Consider the following 21,975-nt stretch of genomic DNA (forward strand, 5'->3'; position numbering starts at 1 on the left):
TACTAAAAGAGGTCAATATGTTAGATCGCACACCATCAAGAGAATTACGTGAAGACCTTTGGGTATTCCCAATGGACTACCCTATTAAACTGATTGGTGAAGCTGGTGATCCACTTAAAACAGCGGTGGTTGAGATACTGGTAAAACACTTCCCCGAGTTTGACGAAAAGACGTTATCTATTCAGCCTTCTCGCACAGGAAAGTATCATTCTATTACTGCGCAGCTTCGCTTTGATGAACTTGAACAAGTCCATGCATTATATGCAGACTTAGCGGCTTGCCCTTTAATTAAAACGGCACTATAAAAACCACTTTTGAGTGAATTTTTAATACATTATGGCCTGCAATCATGCCTATACTTGAACACAAGCCAAGCTTAATTATTCGTTGTTTTCAAACATTACAAGACTATAGCGTCATGTTTGAAGCCATGAAAAATTTCACCCATGAGCGTGATACTGATTTACCCGATGAAATTTGGTTACTTGAGCATCATGCTGTGCTTACACAAGGGCAAGCTGGGAAGCCTGAACATATTTTAATTGATCGTGGCTTAGCAGTCGTACATAGCGACCGTGGTGGTCAAGTGACTTGGCACGGCCCTGGCCAACTGGTCGGTTATTTACTTTTTGACTTAAATCGCTTAGGTTGGAATGTCAGAACTTTAGTCAGCTTTACAGAGCAACTTATGATCGATCTTCTCAAGCGCCATCAAATTACTGCTTACGCCAAACCAGATGCTCCTGGTGTATACGTTGGACAAAAGAAAATTGGTTCTTTAGGATTTAAAATTCGCCGTGGTCGTAGTTACCATGGTTTTGCATTAAATGTAGATTGTAGTTTTGAAGGTTTTGAGACCATCAATCCTTGCGGATATGCCAATTTACATATGACTAGCATCAATCAACTTAAGGAAGACCCAACTGACCTTGCTACAGTACAACATGACCTTGTACAGTACATGCAAAATACTCAATTTTACACAAACATTGATGTTGTTTTTCAATAGAAGGTGAACTGTTGCTATGCCTATACATCATCTAAAACCCACTATGCAAATGGCATATGTTAAAACCATGTTGCAAATCGTTGGCCGTGGCTTGGTTACTGCCAATGAAGTCGACATAGAAATTAAAAATGAATTTGCAACACTACCTGTTGGTTTTACATTTACGATGAATGTATTTTCACAAGGGCCTTCGTTTACGATTCAAATTCAAGAAAACCATCATCTTTTACTACTGTCTAAACCTCAGCAAAAGTCTGACTTAACCATTACATTTAAACATTTAAGCTTTGCTTACATGGTGTTGTCTTTTCAAGAAAGTACTGCACAAGCATTTGCTAATGACCGCATGATTGCAGATGGTGACCTTTCTTATGCTGTGCGCTTGGTTCGTTGCTTAAATAAAATGGAAGCGATTATTTTACCTAAAGCTGTAGCCAGTTTAGCCGTCAAAGAATACCCATCTGATTTAGTACTGAAAGAAAAAGTAAGTCATGCCAGTAAAATTTACCTCAAAATTGCTCAGTCATTTTTAAAGCGGAGTTAGTAATATGAATGCCTACTACGAGTTTTTCTGTCCTGTAAAAATTATTGCAGGCCATGCCGCACTTGAAAATATTCCATTTGAGCTAAATATACTTGGTGTAAAACGACCTATGATTATTACAGATCAAGGTGTGCGCCATAACAAACTGTTGCAACCGATTGAAAGTATTTTTAGTGCGGCAAATACAGATATTACAGCTATTTTTGATCATGTACCGCCAGATTCTAGTGTAGAGACTGTAAAACAGGCAGCGCAACTGTATCGTAATAACGAGTGTGATGCTATTTTAGCTGTTGGTGGTGGTTCAGTCATTGATACTGCAAAAGCCGTAAATATTTTAGTCAGTGAAGGTGGTAATGATTTATTACAATACGCTGGCGCACACCATTTAAAACGTCCATTAAAGCCACTTTTTGTGATTCCAACTACCTCAGGCACTGGCTCAGAAGCGACAATGGTTGCAGTGATTTCTGACCATAAGTCTAAAACTAAAGTTGCATTTGCATCTCAACACTTATTGCCAAATGCAGCCGTTTTAGATCCACGTATGACCTTCACTTTACCCACCAACATTACTGCAATGACTGCAATGGATGCACTGACTCATGCCATTGAAGCTTACACTGGTTTAGGTGCTAATCCCATCAGCGATGCATATGCCACTGCTGCCATGCAAAAGATTACACAAAATTTACTGGCTGTTTTAGAATCACCACTAGATGCACAGAAAAGACTAGAAATTGCTCAAGCCTCTACCATGGCTGGTATTGCTTTTTCTAACTCTATGGTTGGGCTCGTTCATTCCCTAGGACATGCGCTCGGCGCAATTGCAAAATTACCGCATGGTATTTGCATGAACCTCTTTTTACCTTATGTTTTAGAATACAACCTGTCAGTTAATCGTAATAAAGTCGCAGAACTATTATTACATATTGCAGGTCCTGAAATATATGCACTCACACCACCTGAGCAACGTGCAGAAAAAACTATTCGTACTATTTTAGATTTAAGAGATCAGCTGTTTGAACTCACCCACTTACCTCGTACACTCAGAGAAACTCGTCAAGTTTCACTGTCGCAATTCGATGAAATTGTAGAAACAGCAATCAATGATGGATCTATTATTTATAATCCGAAAGAAGCAAATCGACAGGATTTAAAAAATATTTTAGAAAAAGCGTGGTAAAGATTTTAAATCAACTAAAGCCTGATATATTAATGATCGGGCTTTTTTATATGCATTGGTTAAACGTGAACTCATAAAAATTGTTAAAACTTGCGTTTTTCCTTACATAAGTAAACAAGTTGCTATAAAATCGCCCGCTTAAATTAAAATCGGGGGGATCGTTCGTCCTAAACGATCCTTAAAATATAAAACTGGTCTATTATTTGATCACATTATGAGGATACCGCCGTTGACTAATACATCTGGGACTCAACCGGCAGCTTCACTGCAAAAAACGCTTATGCTCGGGCATATCATCATTATTGGTTTGGCATATATCCAACCCATGACGTTGTTTGATACTTTTGGTATGGTGTCCGAAGCTAGCTTTCAGCATGTACCAACTTCTTACTTTTTTGCACTTTTGGCTGTACTTTTTACAGCTTTAAGTTATGGCAATATGATTAGGCGCTATCCATCATCCGGCTCAGCCTATACATATGTACAGCGCTCAATTCACCCTAATGCAGGCTTTATGGTCGGCTGGTCTTCACTGCTTGACTATATTCTTAGCCCTATGGTCAACATTTTATTGGCTGTTATTTACTTAACAGATATCTTTCCAAGTGTAAATCACTGGGTATGGGTGATTGGCCTCACTGCATTTATGACGTGGGTAAACTTAAGGGGAATTAAATTTGTTGCAAACTTTAATGGTTTAATTGTATTTTTCCAACTGATTGTGATTACTGTATTTACCATTTTAATTATCAAACATTTATCTGTTGGTGATACTGCCCTTAATGCATTAGGAATGAGTCAAACTCATGATGCTACACTGTGGTCAACTAAGCCTTTATTCAGTGAAGAAGTCAAAGTTGGTGCACTCATTACTGGTGCGACTATTTTATGCTTCTCATTTACTGGGTTTGATGCACTGAGCTCGTTAGCAGAAGAAACTAAAGATACAGATAAAGTATTACCACGTGCAATTTTCTTAACAGCACTCATTTCTGGGGTAATCTTTATTGTTGCAACCTACTTTATGCAACTATATTTCCCAGGAAATCCGAGTAAATACTTCTCTGATGTCAATGCAACACAGCCAGATATCTTAAAAATTGTGGGTGGCGAGCTGTTTAAGTCTGTCATATTAGGTTTTGCAATTATTACAGTCATGGCTTCAGGTATTTCTGCACACGCAGGCGTGTCACGTTTGATGTATGTGATGGGTCGTGATGGTGTATTTAATAAAAAATACTTTGGCCATATCAGTGAAAAGAATTCTGTACCGAAATTTAATATTATTTTGGTCGGTATTATTGCACTTTCAGCTGGCTTCACTGATTTAGATCATGTTGTATCACTCATTAGCTTTGGTGCATTAACCGCATTTAGCTTCGTAAACTTATCTGTGATTTCACAATATGCATTACGTGAAGGACGTACAAAAACACCAAAAGACATGTTTAACTTTGTTGTTATTCCAATGCTTGGCTTTATTGCTGTAGGTGCATTGTGGTTACAAATTGATCACGTGGCTTTAAAATGGGGTATTGTATGGGCAATTGCAGGGGTTTTATTCTTAGGTTATAAAACCAAAGGCTTTAAAATTCCACCGCCACAATATAAAAACGATTAAAACAAAAAAACCAGCGATATCTTCGCTGGTTTTTTTACTGAATTACTGTTTATCTAAATATCTTCTGAGCAATATCTTTTACTCTTTTAGCAAATACCTTAGTCGTGTCTAAATCCCCCTGAGGAATTTCACTCGTACTTGCATCTGATGGCGTTTGTACAAGCAATCCAATTGAACCGCCTAGGTTATTAATATCATCACGTGTTGAATTTTTTGTATTTGCAGGTAATAGTCCTAAACTTACCCAGATTCCACCGTGCTGTGATGCTAATGTTTGAAACTGAAGGAGGGTATTTTGTTTGTCACCATTTAAACTTGCACTATTGGTAAACCCAGCAAAAACTTTATCTTGCCACCCACGCACGAACCAAACTTTAGACGATGCATCTGCAAATTTTTTAAATTGCCAAGGCGCTGCGCCCATATATGTTGGTGCACCAAAAACGATAGCATTGGCTTGATCTAGAATATCCCAGCTCTCTTGACTGATTTCTCCTTCTTGATTAATTTCAACTAATACCGCTTCTGATGCTTTTGCAAATGTCTCTGCTATAACTTTTGTATGCCCATATCCTGAAAAATACACAACAGCAATTTTAGTCATGACTTAACCTCTATATTTTATGTCATATTCATAATATACTTTAGATACTAGCTGTCAATAAGTTACCTATATGTAACTAGAGGAAGAAAATGGATTCATTAAAGCGCTATAATGTTTACAGCTTAGAGTGTCCTGCGCGATTATTTTTTGAAACCCTAGCAGATAAATGGGTATTGCTTATTATTGCAACGCTTGAAAAGAATACTCAACATTTTAATTTATTAAAGAAAAATATCGAAGGAATCTCGCCTAAAGTACTCTCTCAAAAACTAAAACATCTCGAAAGAGATGGTTTTATAAAACGAACAGTGTTAGATACTTCTCCTATACGAGTGGAGTACGCATTAACAATGTTTGGGAAGGAGTTTGCACATACAGCCTACCAAATGAAATATTGGGCAGAAAATAACATTCATAAAGTGATCACTGCCCAAAAAGCGTATGATATAAACCTATTTAAATTAAAGACTTAAATCCTTGTTGACGCCATGCCTCATATACAATCACAGCAGTCGCATTTGATAAGTTTAAACTACGAGAATTTTCTGCCATAGGTAGCTTAATCCATTGCTCAATAGGAAACATTAAACGGACATGCTCTGGTAAGCCTCTAGTTTCCGGGCCCATGAGTAACGCAACAGGTCTGTCTAAGTCAACAGTATGGGGAGTTGCACTGCCTTTTGTCGTAAGAGGAAAAATATGCGCTACACCTTGCTGTTTTAAAAAATCTAAACATTCATCAATATGATCCCATAATTTCATCCGTGCATATTCATGGTAGTCTAAACCTGCTCGCTTGAGCTTTTTGTCGTCTAACTCAAAACCTAAAGGACGAACTAAATGTAATTGTGCGCCAGTATTGGCACACAATCGAATAATATTTCCTGTATTGCTTGGAATTTCAGGCTCAAATAAAACAACATGGATCACGTAAAATTCCTTATTTCTTTCAATGACATTATTGCCACTGTAACTGCTCTCTAAGCTGAACAACATCACCAATAATTGTTAATGTAGGGGCTTGAATATCATGTTGATGTATTTTAGATACAATATTGCTTAGCGTGCCAATCACAACTTTTTGGTCAGCTGTTGTTCCTTTAGAAACAAGGGCAACTGGCATATTTTCACACTGGCCATGTGCAATCAATTGCTTACAAATAGTATCTAGCCCTACAAGCCCCATATAGATAACAAGGGTCTGATTTTCATAAACTAGCTCTTTCCAAGGTAACTCAGGTGAGCCTTCCTTCAAATGACCTGTTAAAAAGCGAACACTTTGTGCATAATCTCTATGCGTTAATGGAATACCCGCATACGCTGCACAACCTGAAGCAGCTGTAATACCCGGTACAACCTGAAAAGAAATATTTTCAGCAAATAACTCTTGAATTTCTTCACCACCACGACCAAAAATAAATGGATCTCCGCCTTTTAAACGACAGACGCGTTTCCCTTCTTTTGCATATTGCACCAACAACTGGTTAATCCCATCTTGTGGCACACTGTGGTTTGAACGTGATTTACCCACATAAATTTTGTCAGCATCACGGCGGCATAATTCTAAAATCGGTGCAGACACCAAGCGATCATAGATAACAACATCAGATTGCTGCATTAAACGCAGAGCTTTCAGTGTAAGTAATTCTGGGTCACCCGGCCCTGCTCCCACCAAATACACCTCACCCTTAGGTGTCTGCCAAGTATTTAAAGCATCATGCATAATCGCTTGGGCTTTTTCTAATTGATCATTGAACACATGTTCTTTGAGAGAACCTGCATACAAATTTTCCCAAAAAATACGGCGTTCTTCAGGACTTGGAATTTTAGCTTTCACACGAGCACGCCAATCGCCTGAAAACTCAGCCAATTTTCCCATACCATGCGGAATCATAGTTTCAAGTTGTGTTCTGAGCTGGCGTGATAGCACCGGTGATGTACCATTTGAAGCAATTGAAATCACCAATGGCGAACGATCTACAATTGCAGGCACCATAAAGCGACAGTGTGGAATATCATCTACACTGTTCACCAATAAATTACGGGCTTCACAATACTCAAATACAGACTGGTTTACTTTAGCATTGTCTGTAGCAGCAATAACTAATTTATAAGGGAAGTCTAGATCTGTTTCAGTAAAGTAACGCTTAAAAATTTGCCCTTTGCCTGCTAGCACCAGTGCCTCTAGGTCTGCTGAAACATCAGGTGCAACAATATGTAAAATTGCACCTGCTTTATTGAGTAAAAATGCCTTACGGTAAGCAATGCCACCCCCACCAACAATCAGGCAAATTTGTTGTTTCAACTTTAATGAAATGGGAAAAATATCCACATCAACCCCTTAAATCTGGCAACTGGCTAGACAATAACACATGACAAATTAGTCAATAAAAGACACGCCACCCATATACGGACGCAATACTTCAGGTACTTCAATTGAACCATCTGCACGTTGGTAATTTTCTAGAATCGCAAGCAATGTACGCCCTACTGCAAGTCCTGAACCATTGAGTGTATGCACAAATTCAGTTTTCTTTTGCTCGGTACGGTATCTTGCTTTCATACGGCGTGCTTGGAAATCACCTGTGTTTGAACAGCTTGAAATTTCACGGTATGTATTTTGACTTGGCACCCATACTTCTAAGTCATATGTTTTAAGCGCACTAAAACCAATGTCACCACCACACAATAACACTTTACGGTACGGCAAGCCTAAAGCCTGTAAAATACCTTCAGCATGCGAGGTTAAATCTTCTAATGCCTGCATAGAATCTTCAGGTTTAACAATCTGAATCATCTCAACTTTATCAAACTGATGCTGGCGAATAAGGCCACGTGTATCACGGCCATATGAGCCTGCTTCGCTACGAAAACATGGCGTATGTGCTGTATATTTAAGCGGTAAACGCTGTGCGTCGATAATTTCGTCACGTACAAAGTTCGTGATTGGGACTTCGGCTGTCGGAATAAGATAGTACGCTTTCTCGCCTTGAAGTTTAAATAAATCTTCTTCAAACTTAGGCAATTGACCTGTGCCACGCAAACTGTCTGCATTGACCATATAAGGTACATATGCTTCGGTATAGCCATTTTTCAGAGTATGCGTGTCTAACATAAACTGTGTAAGCGCACGTTGTAGTCTTGCCAGTGGTCCTTTAAGTACACTAAAGCGTGAGCCTGTCAGCTTAGTCGCTGTTTCAAACTCTAAACCACCCATCATCTCACCAAGATCGGTATGATCTTTCACTTCAAAGTCAAAAGTGCGTGGCGTACCCCAGCGAGCGACTTCTAGATTGTCCGCTTCATCTTTACCTTCTGGAACAGAATCATCTGGTAAGTTTGGAATTGCTAATAGCTTGTCTTCTAGCGTACTTTGTAACTCAGATAAATCGACTTCAGCAGCTTTAATTTCATCTGCAATTGCTTGCATACGCGCCATAATTTCGGACGCATCTCCACCTGACTTTTTAATCTGCCCAACTTGTTTAGCACCACTATTACGCTCTGCTTGCAAACTTTCTGTCTTTGATTGCAATATTTTACGGCGAGACTCTAAGTCTGACCATTCGTCTACGTTTAGTTGAATACCACGTTTTGCAAGTGCTAAATTTACAGCTTCAATATTATTTCTAAGTTGCTTTGGGTCAATCATAATTAGTCTGATTACATGAAAAAAACTCCTTACAGTGTAAGCGTTTCCCCGCTAAAAATACAATCAGATTATACAATTGAGTTGACTTCGTGAATAATTTTTACGAAGTCAACTCAACATAAGCAAAGTTTTACGGTAAATATTGAGAATTTATCACTGCCTTAGCATCTGTATATGGCAAAATCAACTCTGTCATACCCTCAGCATAAGAAGCCAACTCATACAGTGGATAAACAAAAACAATGCCGTCTTGGCTATAATAGAAGTTATCTGTAGGCTCTAATTTGCCCGCTTCTATACCATGCTCTTTTAACCATGATTCATTGGCACTATATAGGGCTTGATACACTTTCACTTGCTGATCAGGTGAGTACAGATCAGACATTGTTACACGTTTCTTCGTGTTTAGATCAAAAACCACATACTCTTTATGATACATACCATGAGCAGCACCTGCAGAGTAGCTATCACTTTCAAGTACAAAAGTAACCAAATGATAATTTTGTGACACGAATTTCACCGTGTAATTACTTTGGTTAATGTCTTGCTCTTTAGTATCTTTAGGAACAGCCCGAGGGGACTTTGAAAATGCCAATGGTGCATCTTTTGTAAGACGCTGTGAAAAGTAGTCATTTACCCAAGGCAAATTGGTCTCGACTGTTTGTATCGTGTAATCAGTACATTCATCAGCTTCACAATATACTTTTTGTGGCAATACCATACCAACTGTTTTAGCAGACACGGCTGGCAACACGACTTTTTCCGTACTCACCGAAGCTGTTTTAGCACTGTCTTGTTCTGTATTTTGTTTTTGACAACCTGAGATCAGAGCAATGCTACAAACCACACCAATCACAAGACCAAACTGACCATTAGAAAATCTCATATCTACATCACCTCAATACATTTAAAGCCAATATACAAAAGAGCATGACCCTATGCACATAGTAAAAATGTATCTTGGTGCGCCGATTCAACGATTTACTGATCAATGATGTCAGTCCCTTTAGGTGGCACAAAGTTAAATGTAGATGCTGCTATTTTTGCATTTTTTACTACACGACTAAAATTAATAGTAGTCGTTTGCCCTAGAGCATCATTTAACACCATCACACTGGGTGTACCATCTTTTGCAAAGCCAATACTTAAGTCTTGAAAACTACCCTCTGTATTTTTAGGCGTCAGCGTATAATAGTTTTTGCTCGAATCTGGTTGTGACACAATATATGACTGCATAATTTGTGCTGTATTACCAGAAAGTAATAGTGCTGGAGTATTTGCAACTTGATCGCTCACAGTCTGACGTACTACTTGCTGTAAATCGGGGTCATAAATCCAAATCGTTTTACTACTCGTCACAATCAATTGCTTAGAAGGTGCTGTGGTTTCCCAATAAAATTTACCGGGACGCTCAACTTTCATAACCCCAGTAAATTTTTGATTTAAATGCTGTGCTGCCACAGGTTTTTTAGGAAGATTATTTTTTACATTTGCTTTTGTTGTTTGCTCAAAGTCCGCACTAAAACTACGAAGCCCTGTTAATTGGTGTACCAATGATTGTGTAGCCTGCTGACTCGCTGCAGACACAGGTGCTGCAACCACATACGGCGTAACGCCCAAAGACAAGGCCATCGTTACACTCATTACAATTGTTTTGATACTCATCACGACATCTCATTTTTACATAATGTCTATTGTAAGGACAATCCTTACAATGCTGTAGTTAAAAATGTATTGAAAATACAATATTTTGTGTCGTTATATATTTCAAATGTGCCGTTTTAAAGTATTTATGAATATAGGGTAACTGCTACGTAACAGATATAAAAAAGCACGCTTAAGCGTGCTTTTTTGTGTCAGAGAAGCAATTAAGCCGCTTCAACTTTCACATAACGGCGTCCGAACTGACCTTTCACTTCAAACTTCACTACACCATCAGTTGTAGCAAATAAAGTGTGATCACGGCCCATGCCTACGTTTGTACCAGCGTGGAATTCTGTACCACGTTGACGAACGATAATTGTACCTGCAGTGATTGTTTGACCACCGTAAGCTTTAACACCTAACATTTTTGGGTTTGAATCACGACCGTTTCGTGTCGAACCACCAGCTTTTTTATGAGCCATGTCTATTACTCCTCGTGATTAGCCTGAAATAGCAGTAATTTTCAACTCAGTGAACCATTGACGGTGACCTTGTTGTTTACGATAGTGCTTACGACGACGCATTTTTACAATACGGATTTTGTCGTGACGACCATGGCCAACCACTTCTGCAGTGACTTTAGCGCCAGCTACAACAGGAGCACCAATTTGAATGTTGTCGCCATTTACAAGCATTAATACATCGTCAAATGCAATTGTAGAACCAGTTTCAACTTTCAAAAGCTCAACTTTAAGTGTTTCGCCTTCAATCACACGGTGCTGCTTACCACCGCTTTGGATTACTGCGTACATAGTGTACTCCAACTTGCCCGTGTCGTCGTGCCGATAAAGGAATATACCGATCTTAAGACGCCCGCCACTGGGGATACATAAAGGTTGGCTATTGTATGAAAAAATTGATCTAACAACAAGAGCAGATGTCTTTTTTTTCAGCTATTTTGCCAGCACCGCTAAGCAGATAGAACTAAAATATGCCTTAATATTACTAATTACGATATGATTGAGCTTAAGTTAATGCATTTACACAGTATTTTATAATTTTGCCAATTAAACCTCAAAATCTTGCTTTTGCTTATAGATAGATTTAAGTAAAATTATTTTAGTGTCTATGTTAATGCAAGTATTCACATATCGATGACACTTTTTTATGGTATAACATGCCTAAAATGACACATCGCCAAATATGTTTGGTTTTTTATCGGGTACTTTGGCCAATCAAACATCAATTATCGTCATCAACAAACAAGGGTTTTTTATTGTATGGCCATAGACTTCCAGCAAGATATTCTCTCGCCAGTTGCTACAGATTTTGCTGCAATGGATCAATTTATTAATGAGGGAATCAGCTCAAAAGTAGCCCTCGTAATGTCAGTAAGCAAACATGTGGTTGAAGCAGGCGGAAAACGTATGCGACCAATTATGTGCTTACTTGCCGCACAAGCCTGCGGTGAAACTGATTTAACTCGAACACAGAAATTAGCAGCAGTCATTGAAATGCTACATACAGCAACGCTTGTGCATGATGATGTTGTAGACGAATCTAATTTACGCCGTGGAAGACCCACAGCAAATGCAACATGGAACAATCAAACTGCGGTTTTAGTCGGTGATTTTTTGATTGCTCGCTCATTTGATTTGTTGGTTGATTTAAATCATATGCCACTCTTAAAAGAGTTTTCAACGGGGACTTGTGAAATTGCAGAAGGTGAAGTACTACAACTACAAGCACAACACCAACCTGAAACAACAGAAGAAATCTACTTAGACATTATTTATGGCAAGACCTCTCGCCTATTTCAGTTAGCGACTGAAGGTGCAGCTATGCTGGCCGGTAAACCTGAATACCGTACTGCACTGAAAAAATATGCAGGTCACTTTGGCAATGCATTTCAAATTATTGATGATATTTTAGACTATACTTCAGATAAAGAAACGCTTGGTAAAAACATTGGTGATGATCTAATGGAAGGTAAACCAACCCTTCCTTTAATCACAGCATTAAAAAATACGCATGGTGAAGCACATCAAATGATTTACAAAAGTATTGCTACCGGTGGGCTAGATGATCTAGATCAAGTGATTCAAGTGGTACAAAACAGCGGTGCTTTAGATTACTGCCGTAAAAGAGCCCACGAAGAAACTCAAGCTGCCATTGATGCTTTAGAGCTATTGCCAAACACTCAAGCGCGCCAGGCACTATTTAACTTAGCCCATCTGGCTTTAAACCGTATTCAATAAGACCCTGCCTATGAGAAAAATTAAAAAGTCATTAAACCAAGTTTTTAGTAGTATAAAACTACAGCTTGAACAACCTAAAATACTCAATGAGCAAGCACTCATTCAGCTCATTGAAATTATTCGCCCCAAGTCACCTAAAAATAGCCAAGAGGTGAAAAAAAACATTTTGGGGCTAATTCACTTTTTATCTACAGATACGCAATATTCAATGATATTTCGTAACTATTTACTTAAACTTATTTCTAAATATAAACAGACTAACCTTTATGCTGACAGCGGTATTTTATCTTTAGATGGTTTTTGGGATCAGCTTGGCCAACGCATGATGTCTCATGTGTTGCCACCTGTATCTGACCATAGTGAATTAAAATATTTAATTAGCCAAGTTTTTTATTTAAAAACAGATCCGCAGTGGCTTGAACTCATAGAACTCAGTGATTGGCAAACACTTTTACATTTACTTGACGAACATGAACAGCCTTCTGAAGCGAATACATATCATATTGAAGAAAGTATTTTAAAAGCAATTAATGTTTTAAGTTATCGTGTCAGTGGGATTGGCCTCTTCCCAGAACTCATTTACGCAGACCCAAAACTAAACGAGCATGAATCTCCTTTTTTAGCACAAAATCGTGAAATTATTGAACTCATTGAACAATTTAGACGCTGTATTGAACATAGAGAACGTATAGGTGTCTGCACGCCTAGCGACTCAGCACAAGTCTTTGTTATGCTTGAACAGTGCCAAGGTGTAGTCAGTAACATTCGTCGTGCCACAAAACGTATAGGTGTAAGTCTTAATCTGACCTATTTACTCACCGTACTTGAGCAAAGTTTAGAACGCATTGAATCTTTGATTCGAATTTTAGATGAAAAAGCAACTGTGCGACATACAGCTATTCGTGATTTGCTCTATGACCTTGTCAAAGCCAACCACAATGAAAAACGTGTAGGTGCTTTGCTCTCTGCAAACAGTGAGTTGCTTGCTTTACAAGTCACTGAAAATGCAAGTAAAACTGGGGAAACCTATGTAAGCACAGATAAAAAAGGCTTTTTCTCTATGTACCGTGCAGCCGCTGGTGCAGGTTCTATTATTGCCCTCATGTCTGTGATAAAAATTCTGACTGCAAGGCTCTCCCTTGCACCACTTTTTCATGCGATCTCATATAGCTTAAATTATAGTTTAGGTTTTGTGCTCATTCATGTATTACATTTTACGGTCGCAACCAAGCAACCTGCCATGACTGCGGCAGCACTGGCTTCTACTGTACAACATAAAAAACGTTCTAAAACAGCCCAGTTGGCTGAATTAGCAAACTTGATTGTTAATATTATTCGTACGCAATTTATTGCTATTTTAGGCAATATTTCTATTGCTATACCTGTTGCAGGATTAATCACCTACCTTTGGCCGATGCTTTTTGATGAAAAATTACTCACCAATACAAAAGCTGTCTCTTTACTACATGCACTTGACCCATTTACCTCTTTAGCTGTCCCTCATGCAGCCATTGCTGGCGTATGTTTGTTTTTATCAGGCCTAATTGCTGGTTATTTTGATAATATGGCGATTTATAGACGTATTGGACCTCGACTCAAACACCATCAAGGTCTAAATAAACTGTTAGGACAAGCACGTCAAGATCGCTTTGCAAACTATATTGAGCGTAATCTCGGTGCAATTTCAGGTAACTTTATTTTTGGCTTCATGCTCGGTAGCATGGGCACCATTGGTTTTATTTTAGGGTTACCCTTAGATATTCGCCATATTGCTTTTGCTTCTGCCAATTTAATTCAGGGGCTTATGAGTATTAATGGTACACCAGATCTTGGCCTAATTTTGGTTTCAATTTTAGGGGTAATACTTATTGGTATGACAAACTTGTTTGTGAGTTTTTCACTGACAATTATTGTTGCATTAAGATCTAGACGTGTGCGCTTTGAACAATGGAAACCACTGGCGAAATTGGTGGTTACCCACTTTATCAACCGACCAAGCGAATTTTTTTGGCCACCAAAAGGGCAAGTTATCGCTAAAAATGACGTAAATCAAACACAAAATAAAGAACATTAATTTTATTTTAGGTTATATTTTAACAAGTAAGACTTAAGAAAAAATTGAGCAACACCTTATAACTTGAAAAAAAGTGTACTCACGAGTACACTTTAAAATAATCATATTACAAACAACAGATAATAGGTGTAATACATGGTGTATTACGTATTGCTTTTAGGGTGCTTATCTTTATTTTGTGGCATATATATGCTTCACAATCTAGCCCTGCATGCTCTAGATGACCAAATGCTTATTTGGGTTACACAGTATCGCACTACATTTTTAGATAGCCTGACAATCTTAATGTCTAAACTTGGTGGCATGCCGGCTTTTATTGTTGTGCTATGCATCTATGGTGTTGTGTTTGTAAAAAGAAAGAAATATGTCAAAACCGCTTTTTTATTACTAAGCAGTATTGGCGCTATTGGTATTGGATGGTCCCTCAAATATGCAGTAAACCGTGATCGGCCTCAACTTATTGAACATCTTGTTCAAAGTTATGGTGCGTCATTTCCAAGTGCTCACAGTTTATATGCTGCTGTTTTAGCGACATTTACTCTATTATTTGTCTGTCAAGACTTGCACCACAAATACCGAAATATATGCATTTACATCATCTCCTACTGGCCTATTGCCATGGGGACTTCTAGGGTTTACTTAGGCGTACATTATCCATCCGATGTACTTGCTGGTTGGGGTGTCGGTTTCATTTGGGTAGCATTGCTTTATTTACTTTATCAACACAAGTACACCCCCCATTTTCATGAAAAATCAAAGTTAAAAATAGAGGTGAAATCATGAGGTCAGCTAATTTTTTAGCACCAACGCTAAGCATTTGTGCCTTAGCACTCAGCCTAACACTCGCAGGTTGCAGCAAAAATGAATCTAATCAAGGTGCAGCAGGAGGGGGACAACAAGCGCCAGCACCTGAAGTTGGTGTACTCACTGCACAAGCTCAAGGCGTTGCTCAATCTATTGAGCTATCAGGGCGTACAACAGCCTACCAAATCGCTGAAATTAGACCACAAACAAGCGGTATTATTTTACGCCGTTTATTTACTGAAGGGAGCTATGTACGTGAAGGCCAAGCACTTTATGAACTTGACTCACGCAGTAACCGTGCAACTGTAGACAATGCAAAAGCAAGTGTATTGCAACAAAAAGCAAATTTAAATGCGTTAGAGACGAAACTAAATCGTTATAAACAACTTCTTGCAAGCAATGCGATTGCAAAACAAGATTTTGATGATTTAACAGGTCAAGTTAATGTTGCAAAAGCACAAGTCGCAGCCTCTCAAGCGCAAGTGAACAATAGCGAAATTGATTTAGGTTATTCAACGATTCGTGCGCCTATTTCGGGTCAATCTAGCCAATCTAATGTCACTGTCGGTGCTTTAGTTACAGCCAGTCAAACCACTGCTTTAACAACGATTCGCCAACTTGATCCAATTTATGTCGATATTAATCAATCAAGTAATGACTTATTACGCTTACGCCAAAGCTTAAGTCAAGGCAAAATTGATCGCAGTAACAATACTAAAGTACGCCTAAAGCTTGAAGACGGAACCTATTACCAAACTGAAGGTAGTCTTGCGTTTTCAGATGCAAGTGTGAATGAGCAAACAGGGACTGTAACCTTACGTGCTGTTTTCCCAAATCCTAAACACCTTTTACTACCAGGCATGTATGCTCAAGCAGAGATTGTCCAAGGTGTTGTACCTAATGCGTTTATAATTCCTCAATTGGCTGTAACTCGCTTACCATCAGGTCAAGCAGCAGCGATGGTTGTCAATCAAAAAGGTGTGGTTGAATCACGTATTGTTGAAACAAACGGTACTCAAGGACAAAACTGGATTATTACTAAAGGCCTAAATAATGGTGATCGTGTCATTGTTGATGGTGTTGCCAAAGTCAAAGAAGGCATGCAAGTAAAAACCAAGCCGTATCAAAGCAATACTCCAACACCTACTGCTCAAACTAAACCAGAGAACGTAGATAAAACAGGAACTGCGAGTGAGCCAAGTACACAACAAAAACCTTCAACAGTTTAAAGGGGTCGGATACGATGGCTAAATTTTTCATTCACCGACCCATTTTTGCTTGGGTCATTGCATTAGTCATTATGCTTGCAGGGATTATTTCTTTGCTCAAAATGCCTATTTCGCAATATCCAACCATTGCACCACCTAAAATTTCTATTAGTGCCGCTTACCCTGGTGCATCTGCAGAAACCATTGAAAATACAGTGACTCAGGTCATTGAACAACAAATGAATGGCTTAGATGGTTTACGTTATATTAGCTCAACCAGCTCTGCTACAGGTGCTGTGAGTATTGATGTTAACTTCAAACAAGGTGTAAACCCAGATATTGCACAAGTTCAAGTACAGAACAAATTGCAAACTGCAACCTCATCTTTACCAGATATTGTACAAAGACAAGGGATTACAGTTAAAAAGTCTGGTGCCAGCTTTTTACAAGTCTTGTCATTTTATTCACCAGACAATTCTCTTGATGGTCCATTCATTAAAGATTATGTCAATAGCCATATTTTCGATACCCTAAGCCGTGTAAGTGGTGTGGGTGAGGTACAGGTATTTGGTGGTTCTTATGCCATGCGTATTTGGCTAGACCCTGCAAAACTCAATAGCTATCAACTGACTCCAAGTGATGTCTCAGCGGCCATTCAAGCACAAAATTCTCAAGTTGGCGTGGGTCAAGTCGGTGGGGCACCATCTGTTCCTGGTCAAGTAATCAACGCAACAGTCAACTCTCAAAGTTTATTACAAACACCTGAACAATTTAGAAAAATTATCTTAAAAAATAATGCAGGTGCAATTGTTTATTTAGGTGATGTGGCCAAAGTTGAATTAGGTTCATCTGACTATGCATTCGATTCTAAATTTAATGGTAAACCTGCGGCAGGTATTGCAATCCGTTTATCTACAGGTGCAAATGCGTTAGATACATCAAAAAATATTGAAAAAGCACTTGAACAACTAAGACCAAACTACCCTGCTGGTCTAAAAGATGATATTGCTTTTGACAGCACACCATTTATTAAAATTTCAATTGAGAATGTTGCTCATACACTCATTGAAGCCGTTGTTTTAGTATTTATTGTCATGTTCTTGTTCTTACAAAACTGGCGCGCAACGATTATTCCAACACTGGCTGTACCTGTTGTTGTGCTTGGCACATTTGCAATTATTGGTGCACTAGGCTTTTCTATTAACACACTTACTATGTTTGCAATGGTGTTAGCGATTGGTCTATTGGTCGATGATGCGATTGTTGTTGTAGAAAACGTAGAACGGATCATGGTTGAAGAACATCTAGATCCTGTAACAGCAACTGAGCACTCCATGAGCCAAATTTCAGGCGCGCTTGTTGGTATTACAACAGTATTGACTGCCGTATTCGTACCTATGGCATTTTTCACAGGTACAACAGGGGTTATTTACCGCCAGTTTTCAATTACACTTGTAACTGCAATGATCTTATCACTGATCGTAGCATTAACATTTACCCCTGCTTTATGTGCCACCATATTAAAACAGCATGAAAAAGACAAACCTGAAAGCAACTCTATTGTCGCTAAATTTTTCAGATGGTTTAATCACAGCTTCGAACGTGTTGCTGGAAGATACCAAAACGGTGTAAACCGTATGACTCACCACCGTGTGATCTCCGGTATATTCTATATTGCAATCATTGTCGTTTTAGGCCTACTCATCAAGGTATTGCCAAACTCGTTCTTACCAGACGAAGATCAAGGCGTTATTATGACGTTGGTGCAACTTCCACCAAACGCAAGCTTAGAACGTACCGACAAAGCCTTAGACCAAATCGAAAAATATTTTACCGTGCAAGAAAAAGCGGCGGTTGAATCTGTATTTACAGTTTCGGGCTTTTCATTCACTGGACAAGGCCAAAACCAAGGTTTAGCCTTTGTTAAACTTAAAGATTGGAAAGATCGTACTTCACCAGATACTCAAATTGGTGCAATTACAGGTCGTGCAATGGCCCTCAATGGTATGGTTAAAGACGCGTCTTTAATTTTCCCACTACAATTACCAGCAATGCCTGAACTTGGTACAAGTGCTGGTTTTGACTTTATGCTTAAAGATGTTGGTGGTAATGGTCATGCCAAGCTACTTGCAGCACGTAATACCATCTTAGGTCTTGCGTCGCAGGACAAACGTATTGGTAATGTTCGACCAAATGGTATGGAAGACACTGCACAATATCAAGTCAGTATAGATCAAGCAAAAGCAGGTAGCTTAGGTGTAAGCATTGCCGATATTAATAGCGCAATGAGCGTGGCTTGGGGTGGTAGTTATGTTAATGACTTCCTAGACCAAGGACGTATCAAAAAAGTCTATTTACAAGGCGAAGCCTCTGCACGTATGCAACCTGAAGACTTAAATAAATGGTATGTACGTAATAGTGCTGGAAACATGGTGCCATTTTCTGCCTTTACAACAGGCCACTGGACATACGGTTCACCAAGTTTAATTCGCTATAACAGCTCATCTGCGATGGGTCTTCAAGGTGGACCTGCGCCGGGTATCAGCTCGGGTGAAGCCATGCAAGCCATGCAAGAGATCATGCAAAAACTTCCATCTATGGGTATGACTGGATTCTCTTATGAGTGGACAGGTCTTTCTTTAGAAGAAAAAGAATCAAGTGGTCAAGGTATCTATGTATATGGTTTATCACTGCTCATCATTTTCTTATGTCTTGCGGCATTGTATGAAAGCTGGTCTATTCCATTTTCGGTGCTCCTCGTTATTCCAATTGGTATTATTGGTGCGGTATCTTTAACCTTCTTTGGATTCTATGTATTAAAAAATCCTAATTTGGTTAATAATATTTACTTCCAAGTCGGCATTATCTCAGTGATTGGTTTATCTGCGAAAAATGCCATCTTGATTGTAGAATTTGCAAAAGAGTTACAGGAAAAAGGCGAAGAACTCTTCGATGCGACATTACATGCCTCTAAAATGCGTTTACGTCCTATTATTATGACCACTTTAGCATTTGGCTTTGGTATTTTACCTTTAGCTATCTCAAGTGGTGCAGGTGCAGGAAGTCAACACTCTGTAGGTTATGGCGTACTTGGTGGTGTGATCAGCTCATGCTTACTCGGTATTTTCTTTATTCCTGTATTCTTTGTCTGGATTCGTAGTATTTTTAAATATAAGCCAAATACAACAATATCTTCTCAGGAGCATAATTCGTAATGCAAAATATATGGTCTATTACAGGTCGTAGTCTTGCAGTATCTACGCTCGCAATTGCTTTGGCTGCTTGCCAAAGCATGCGTGGGCCAGAGCCTGCTGTTAAAGCGGACATTCCTGCAAACTATGCTTCTTCACCATCAACGCAAGGTAAATCTATTGCCGAACAGGGCTATAAAGACTTTTTCTCAGATCCTAATCTAACTCAAGTCATCGATCTTGCGCTCAATAATAATCGTGATTTACGCACAGCTGTACTTAATATTGAAAAAGCGCAAGCACAGTATAGAATCAGTGAAAATAATCGCTTACCTGAACTCAATGGTAGTACAAGCTTTAATCGTTTAAAAAGCTCAGATACGGGCTATAAAGCAGTAAGTGTCTACTCTGTTGGTTTAGCTGTTACATCATACGAGCTTGATTTTTGGGGTCGCCTCAAAAGCCTTAAAGATGTTGCTTTAGATAACTATCTAGCACTACAAAGTACGAAAGATGCGACACAAATTAGTCTCATTAGTAGCGTGTCTGAAGCATGGTTAACTTATGCGTATGCAAGTGCTAACTTAAAACTTGCAGAAGACACCCTCACGACCCAACTCGATGCTTATAAACTCAATAAGAAGCGTTTTGATGTCGGGATTGACAGCGAAGTACCTTTGCGTCAAGCAGAAATTTCTGTGGAAACAGCACGTGCAGATGTAGGTAACTATAAAACGCAAGTAATGCAAGCACGTAATGCACTCAACCTATTGGTTGGTCAAACTGTACCTGAGCAATTATTGCCAAAAACGAGCATTAAGCAGGTAACGAAAGAAAGTATATTTGCGACTGGTTTAAGTAGCGACTTACTGACTAATCGTCCAGATATTCAGCAAGCAGCATACAATTTAAGTGCAATGGGTGCAAATATTGGGGCTGCTAAAGCACAGCTTTATCCAAGCATTAGCTTAACCAGTACCGCAGGACTTGCCTCGACTGACTTATCAGACCTGTTTAAATCTGGTTCATTTATTTGGTCAGTTGCACCATCATTAAATATTCCTATTTTTGATTGGGGTACACGTAAAGCCAATGTGAAGGTGGCACAAGTTAATCAAGAAATTGCTTTAGCTAGTTACGAAAAAACCATTCAAACAGCTTTTAAAGAAGTCAGCGATGCATTGGCCACTAAACAAAATATTGGTGAGCGCTTACAAGCACAGACCAATTTAGTCAATGCAACGAATCGTACTTATGCGCTTTCAAATGCACGTTATCGTGCAGGAATTGATGGCTATTTAACTGTGCTTAGCGCACAAAAAGATGCGTACAGTGCACAAAAAGCACTATTAGCATTACAACAATCTGCGCTCAACAATCAGATTGAGCTCTATAAAACCCTTGGTGGTGGTGTGAAGGTTTATAATACGGACCAAGTTGTGTATACGCCATCAAGTGCAGATGCTAAAAAAAACCAATAACACTCATCAAATCGCATTAAAAAACGCCCAATTTATTTGGGCGTTTTTTTTACACTTTTTACTTTTATTTGACCTTTTATAACCTAACAAATGACTACTTTTTGAATGTATAGTAAATATCTTTAAATATGATTTTGAATATTTTTCTGAATTTGCAACAAAAGTCGCCGTCTAATCCAACCACTTACAGGGCGTATTAAATACCAATAAGGCCTAAATTTAAGCAAAGCCTTTCTATCTATACAGAAGACACGAGTTTCAGTGGTAAGACATGTATACTCTTCATCTATTTTTTGAATAGAAAAATATAAAGTAAGCTTAGCGTGATTTTCGTGCTGAAATTCTAAAAATGATGAACCATCTGGAATATTCACCAACCCATAGTCAGCTTTCCAAAACTGCCCCACTAAACCCCAAATAACCTCTTGATGATCAAGTTGCTCTAATAAGGTAAAATGATCAAGACCAAAAAGTATTTCAGATCTCTTTTCTTTGTAAAATAACTTTTTAGGAAACTCTCTTAGAGCAATAGCATATCTAAAAAGAGAGTCATCATTGGCACTGTAGTTCAGCACAGCTTTCATGATCTGCTCAGGCGATGCCTTTATATTTAAGTGATGCTCCTCTTTATACGTATATACAGGCAAATACTTTATATTTAATGGCATACGATAACCCTCATGACCAATTAAAAGTAAA

At 38.7% G+C, this 21,975-nt stretch carries 21 protein-coding genes; 12 read left to right on the top strand and 9 right to left on the bottom strand.

The genetic code is table 11. The features are described from left to right. Nucleotides 1-17: 17 nt before the first annotated feature. The 5 genes from BLS38_RS05285 (at nucleotide 18) to BLS38_RS05305 (ending at nucleotide 4,360) form a co-directional block, all read left to right on the top strand. Nucleotides 18-305, top strand: a complete 288-nt coding sequence (locus BLS38_RS05285) for a YbeD family protein (RefSeq protein WP_092747406.1) — start codon at nucleotides 18-20, stop codon at nucleotides 303-305. Nucleotides 306-349: 44 nt separating this feature from the next. Continuing rightward, nucleotides 350-1,009: a lipoyl(octanoyl) transferase LipB gene (gene lipB / locus BLS38_RS05290; protein ID WP_092747408.1), complete on the top strand. Its 660-nt coding sequence runs from the start codon at nucleotides 350-352 to the stop codon at nucleotides 1,007-1,009. Between the two features lie 16 nt (nucleotides 1,010-1,025). Further along, nucleotides 1,026-1,553: a hypothetical protein gene (locus BLS38_RS05295; RefSeq protein WP_092747410.1), complete on the top strand. Its 528-nt coding sequence runs from the start codon at nucleotides 1,026-1,028 to the stop codon at nucleotides 1,551-1,553. 4 nt (nucleotides 1,554-1,557) lie between these two features. After that, a complete protein-coding gene (locus BLS38_RS05300; protein ID WP_092747412.1) occupies nucleotides 1,558-2,739 on the top strand; it encodes an iron-containing alcohol dehydrogenase in 1,182 nt (393 codons plus the stop codon). 229 nt (nucleotides 2,740-2,968) lie between these two features. Next, nucleotides 2,969-4,360 carry an APC family permease gene (locus tag BLS38_RS05305; protein ID WP_244518193.1) on the top strand — a complete coding sequence of 464 codons (1,392 nt, stop codon included), beginning with the start codon at nucleotides 2,969-2,971 and terminating at the stop codon, nucleotides 4,358-4,360. A gap of 49 nt (nucleotides 4,361-4,409) precedes the next feature. Here BLS38_RS05305 and BLS38_RS05310 read toward each other — a convergent pair whose 3' ends face one another. Next, nucleotides 4,410-4,964, bottom strand: coding sequence for a flavodoxin family protein (locus BLS38_RS05310; RefSeq protein ID WP_092747416.1), 555 nt, complete (start codon nucleotides 4,962-4,964; stop codon nucleotides 4,410-4,412). A gap of 89 nt (nucleotides 4,965-5,053) precedes the next feature. Here BLS38_RS05310 and BLS38_RS05315 point away from each other — a divergent pair, with 89 nt between their 5' ends. Further along, nucleotides 5,054-5,437 (top strand): winged helix-turn-helix transcriptional regulator, encoded by a 384-nt coding sequence (locus tag BLS38_RS05315; protein WP_092747418.1) that lies wholly within the window; start codon nucleotides 5,054-5,056, stop codon nucleotides 5,435-5,437. Here BLS38_RS05315 and BLS38_RS05320 read toward each other — a convergent pair. From BLS38_RS05320 to rplU, 7 genes are all read right to left on the bottom strand, one after another. Beyond that, nucleotides 5,421-5,894 (bottom strand): tRNA (cytidine(34)-2'-O)-methyltransferase, encoded by a 474-nt coding sequence (locus tag BLS38_RS05320; RefSeq protein ID WP_092747420.1) that lies wholly within the window; start codon nucleotides 5,892-5,894, stop codon nucleotides 5,421-5,423. The genes BLS38_RS05315 and BLS38_RS05320 overlap by 17 nt on opposite strands. Nucleotides 5,895-5,922: 28 nt before the next feature. After that, nucleotides 5,923-7,296: a siroheme synthase CysG gene (gene cysG / locus BLS38_RS05325; protein ID WP_092747422.1), complete on the bottom strand. Its 1,374-nt coding sequence runs from the start codon at nucleotides 7,294-7,296 to the stop codon at nucleotides 5,923-5,925. Between the two features lie 48 nt (nucleotides 7,297-7,344). Next, complete coding sequence (serS, locus tag BLS38_RS05330) at nucleotides 7,345-8,616, bottom strand: serine--tRNA ligase (RefSeq protein WP_092747424.1); 1,272 nt, start codon at nucleotides 8,614-8,616, stop codon at nucleotides 7,345-7,347. Nucleotides 8,617-8,746: 130 nt separating this feature from the next. Further along, nucleotides 8,747-9,502, bottom strand: coding sequence for an RsiV family protein (locus BLS38_RS05335; RefSeq protein ID WP_092747426.1), 756 nt, complete (start codon nucleotides 9,500-9,502; stop codon nucleotides 8,747-8,749). Between the two features lie 95 nt (nucleotides 9,503-9,597). After that, nucleotides 9,598-10,260: an outer membrane lipoprotein periplasmic chaperone LolA gene (gene lolA / locus BLS38_RS05340; RefSeq protein ID WP_425283465.1), complete on the bottom strand. Its 663-nt coding sequence runs from the start codon at nucleotides 10,258-10,260 to the stop codon at nucleotides 9,598-9,600. A 224-nt stretch (nucleotides 10,261-10,484) separates the two neighbouring features. Further along, nucleotides 10,485-10,742 carry a 50S ribosomal protein L27 gene (gene rpmA, locus BLS38_RS05345; protein WP_092747430.1) on the bottom strand — a complete coding sequence of 86 codons (258 nt, stop codon included), beginning with the start codon at nucleotides 10,740-10,742 and terminating at the stop codon, nucleotides 10,485-10,487. An 18-nt stretch (nucleotides 10,743-10,760) separates the two neighbouring features. Then, nucleotides 10,761-11,072 carry a 50S ribosomal protein L21 gene (gene rplU / locus BLS38_RS05350; RefSeq protein WP_092747432.1) on the bottom strand — a complete coding sequence of 104 codons (312 nt, stop codon included), beginning with the start codon at nucleotides 11,070-11,072 and terminating at the stop codon, nucleotides 10,761-10,763. A 468-nt stretch (nucleotides 11,073-11,540) separates the two neighbouring features. Here rplU and sdsA point away from each other — a divergent pair, with 468 nt between their 5' ends. From sdsA to adeC, 6 genes are all read left to right on the top strand, one after another. Further along, the gene (gene sdsA / locus BLS38_RS05355; RefSeq protein ID WP_092747434.1) at nucleotides 11,541-12,518 is read left to right on the top strand and encodes an All-trans-nonaprenyl-diphosphate synthase; all 978 of its coding nucleotides are present in this window, start codon (nucleotides 11,541-11,543) and stop codon (nucleotides 12,516-12,518) included. 10 nt (nucleotides 12,519-12,528) lie between these two features. Next, a complete protein-coding gene (locus BLS38_RS05360) occupies nucleotides 12,529-14,592 on the top strand; it encodes a site-specific recombinase (RefSeq protein ID WP_425283462.1) in 2,064 nt (687 codons plus the stop codon). A gap of 189 nt (nucleotides 14,593-14,781) precedes the next feature. Then, a complete protein-coding gene (locus BLS38_RS05365) occupies nucleotides 14,782-15,375 on the top strand; it encodes a phosphatase PAP2 family protein (protein WP_244518195.1) in 594 nt (197 codons plus the stop codon). Continuing rightward, a complete protein-coding gene (locus tag BLS38_RS05370; protein ID WP_092747438.1) occupies nucleotides 15,372-16,625 on the top strand; it encodes an efflux RND transporter periplasmic adaptor subunit in 1,254 nt (417 codons plus the stop codon). Before BLS38_RS05365 ends, BLS38_RS05370 begins: the two co-directional genes overlap by 4 nt. 14 nt (nucleotides 16,626-16,639) lie before the next feature. Next, entirely contained in the window at nucleotides 16,640-19,819 is a 3,180-nt protein-coding gene (locus tag BLS38_RS05375) for an efflux RND transporter permease subunit (RefSeq protein ID WP_092747440.1), read from the top strand. Next, nucleotides 19,819-21,276, top strand: a complete 1,458-nt coding sequence (adeC, locus tag BLS38_RS05380) for an AdeC/AdeK/OprM family multidrug efflux complex outer membrane factor (protein ID WP_092747442.1) — start codon at nucleotides 19,819-19,821, stop codon at nucleotides 21,274-21,276. Before BLS38_RS05375 ends, adeC begins: the two co-directional genes overlap by 1 nt. A gap of 122 nt (nucleotides 21,277-21,398) precedes the next feature. On the opposite strand, the gene BLS38_RS05385 is transcribed toward adeC, so the two are convergent. Continuing rightward, nucleotides 21,399-21,944, bottom strand: coding sequence for a hypothetical protein (locus BLS38_RS05385; protein ID WP_092747444.1), 546 nt, complete (start codon nucleotides 21,942-21,944; stop codon nucleotides 21,399-21,401). Nucleotides 21,945-21,975 lie beyond the last annotated feature (31 nt).

The organism is Acinetobacter boissieri (genome assembly GCF_900096955.1).
In the GTDB taxonomy this organism is placed as follows: domain Bacteria; phylum Pseudomonadota; class Gammaproteobacteria; order Pseudomonadales; family Moraxellaceae; genus Acinetobacter; species Acinetobacter boissieri.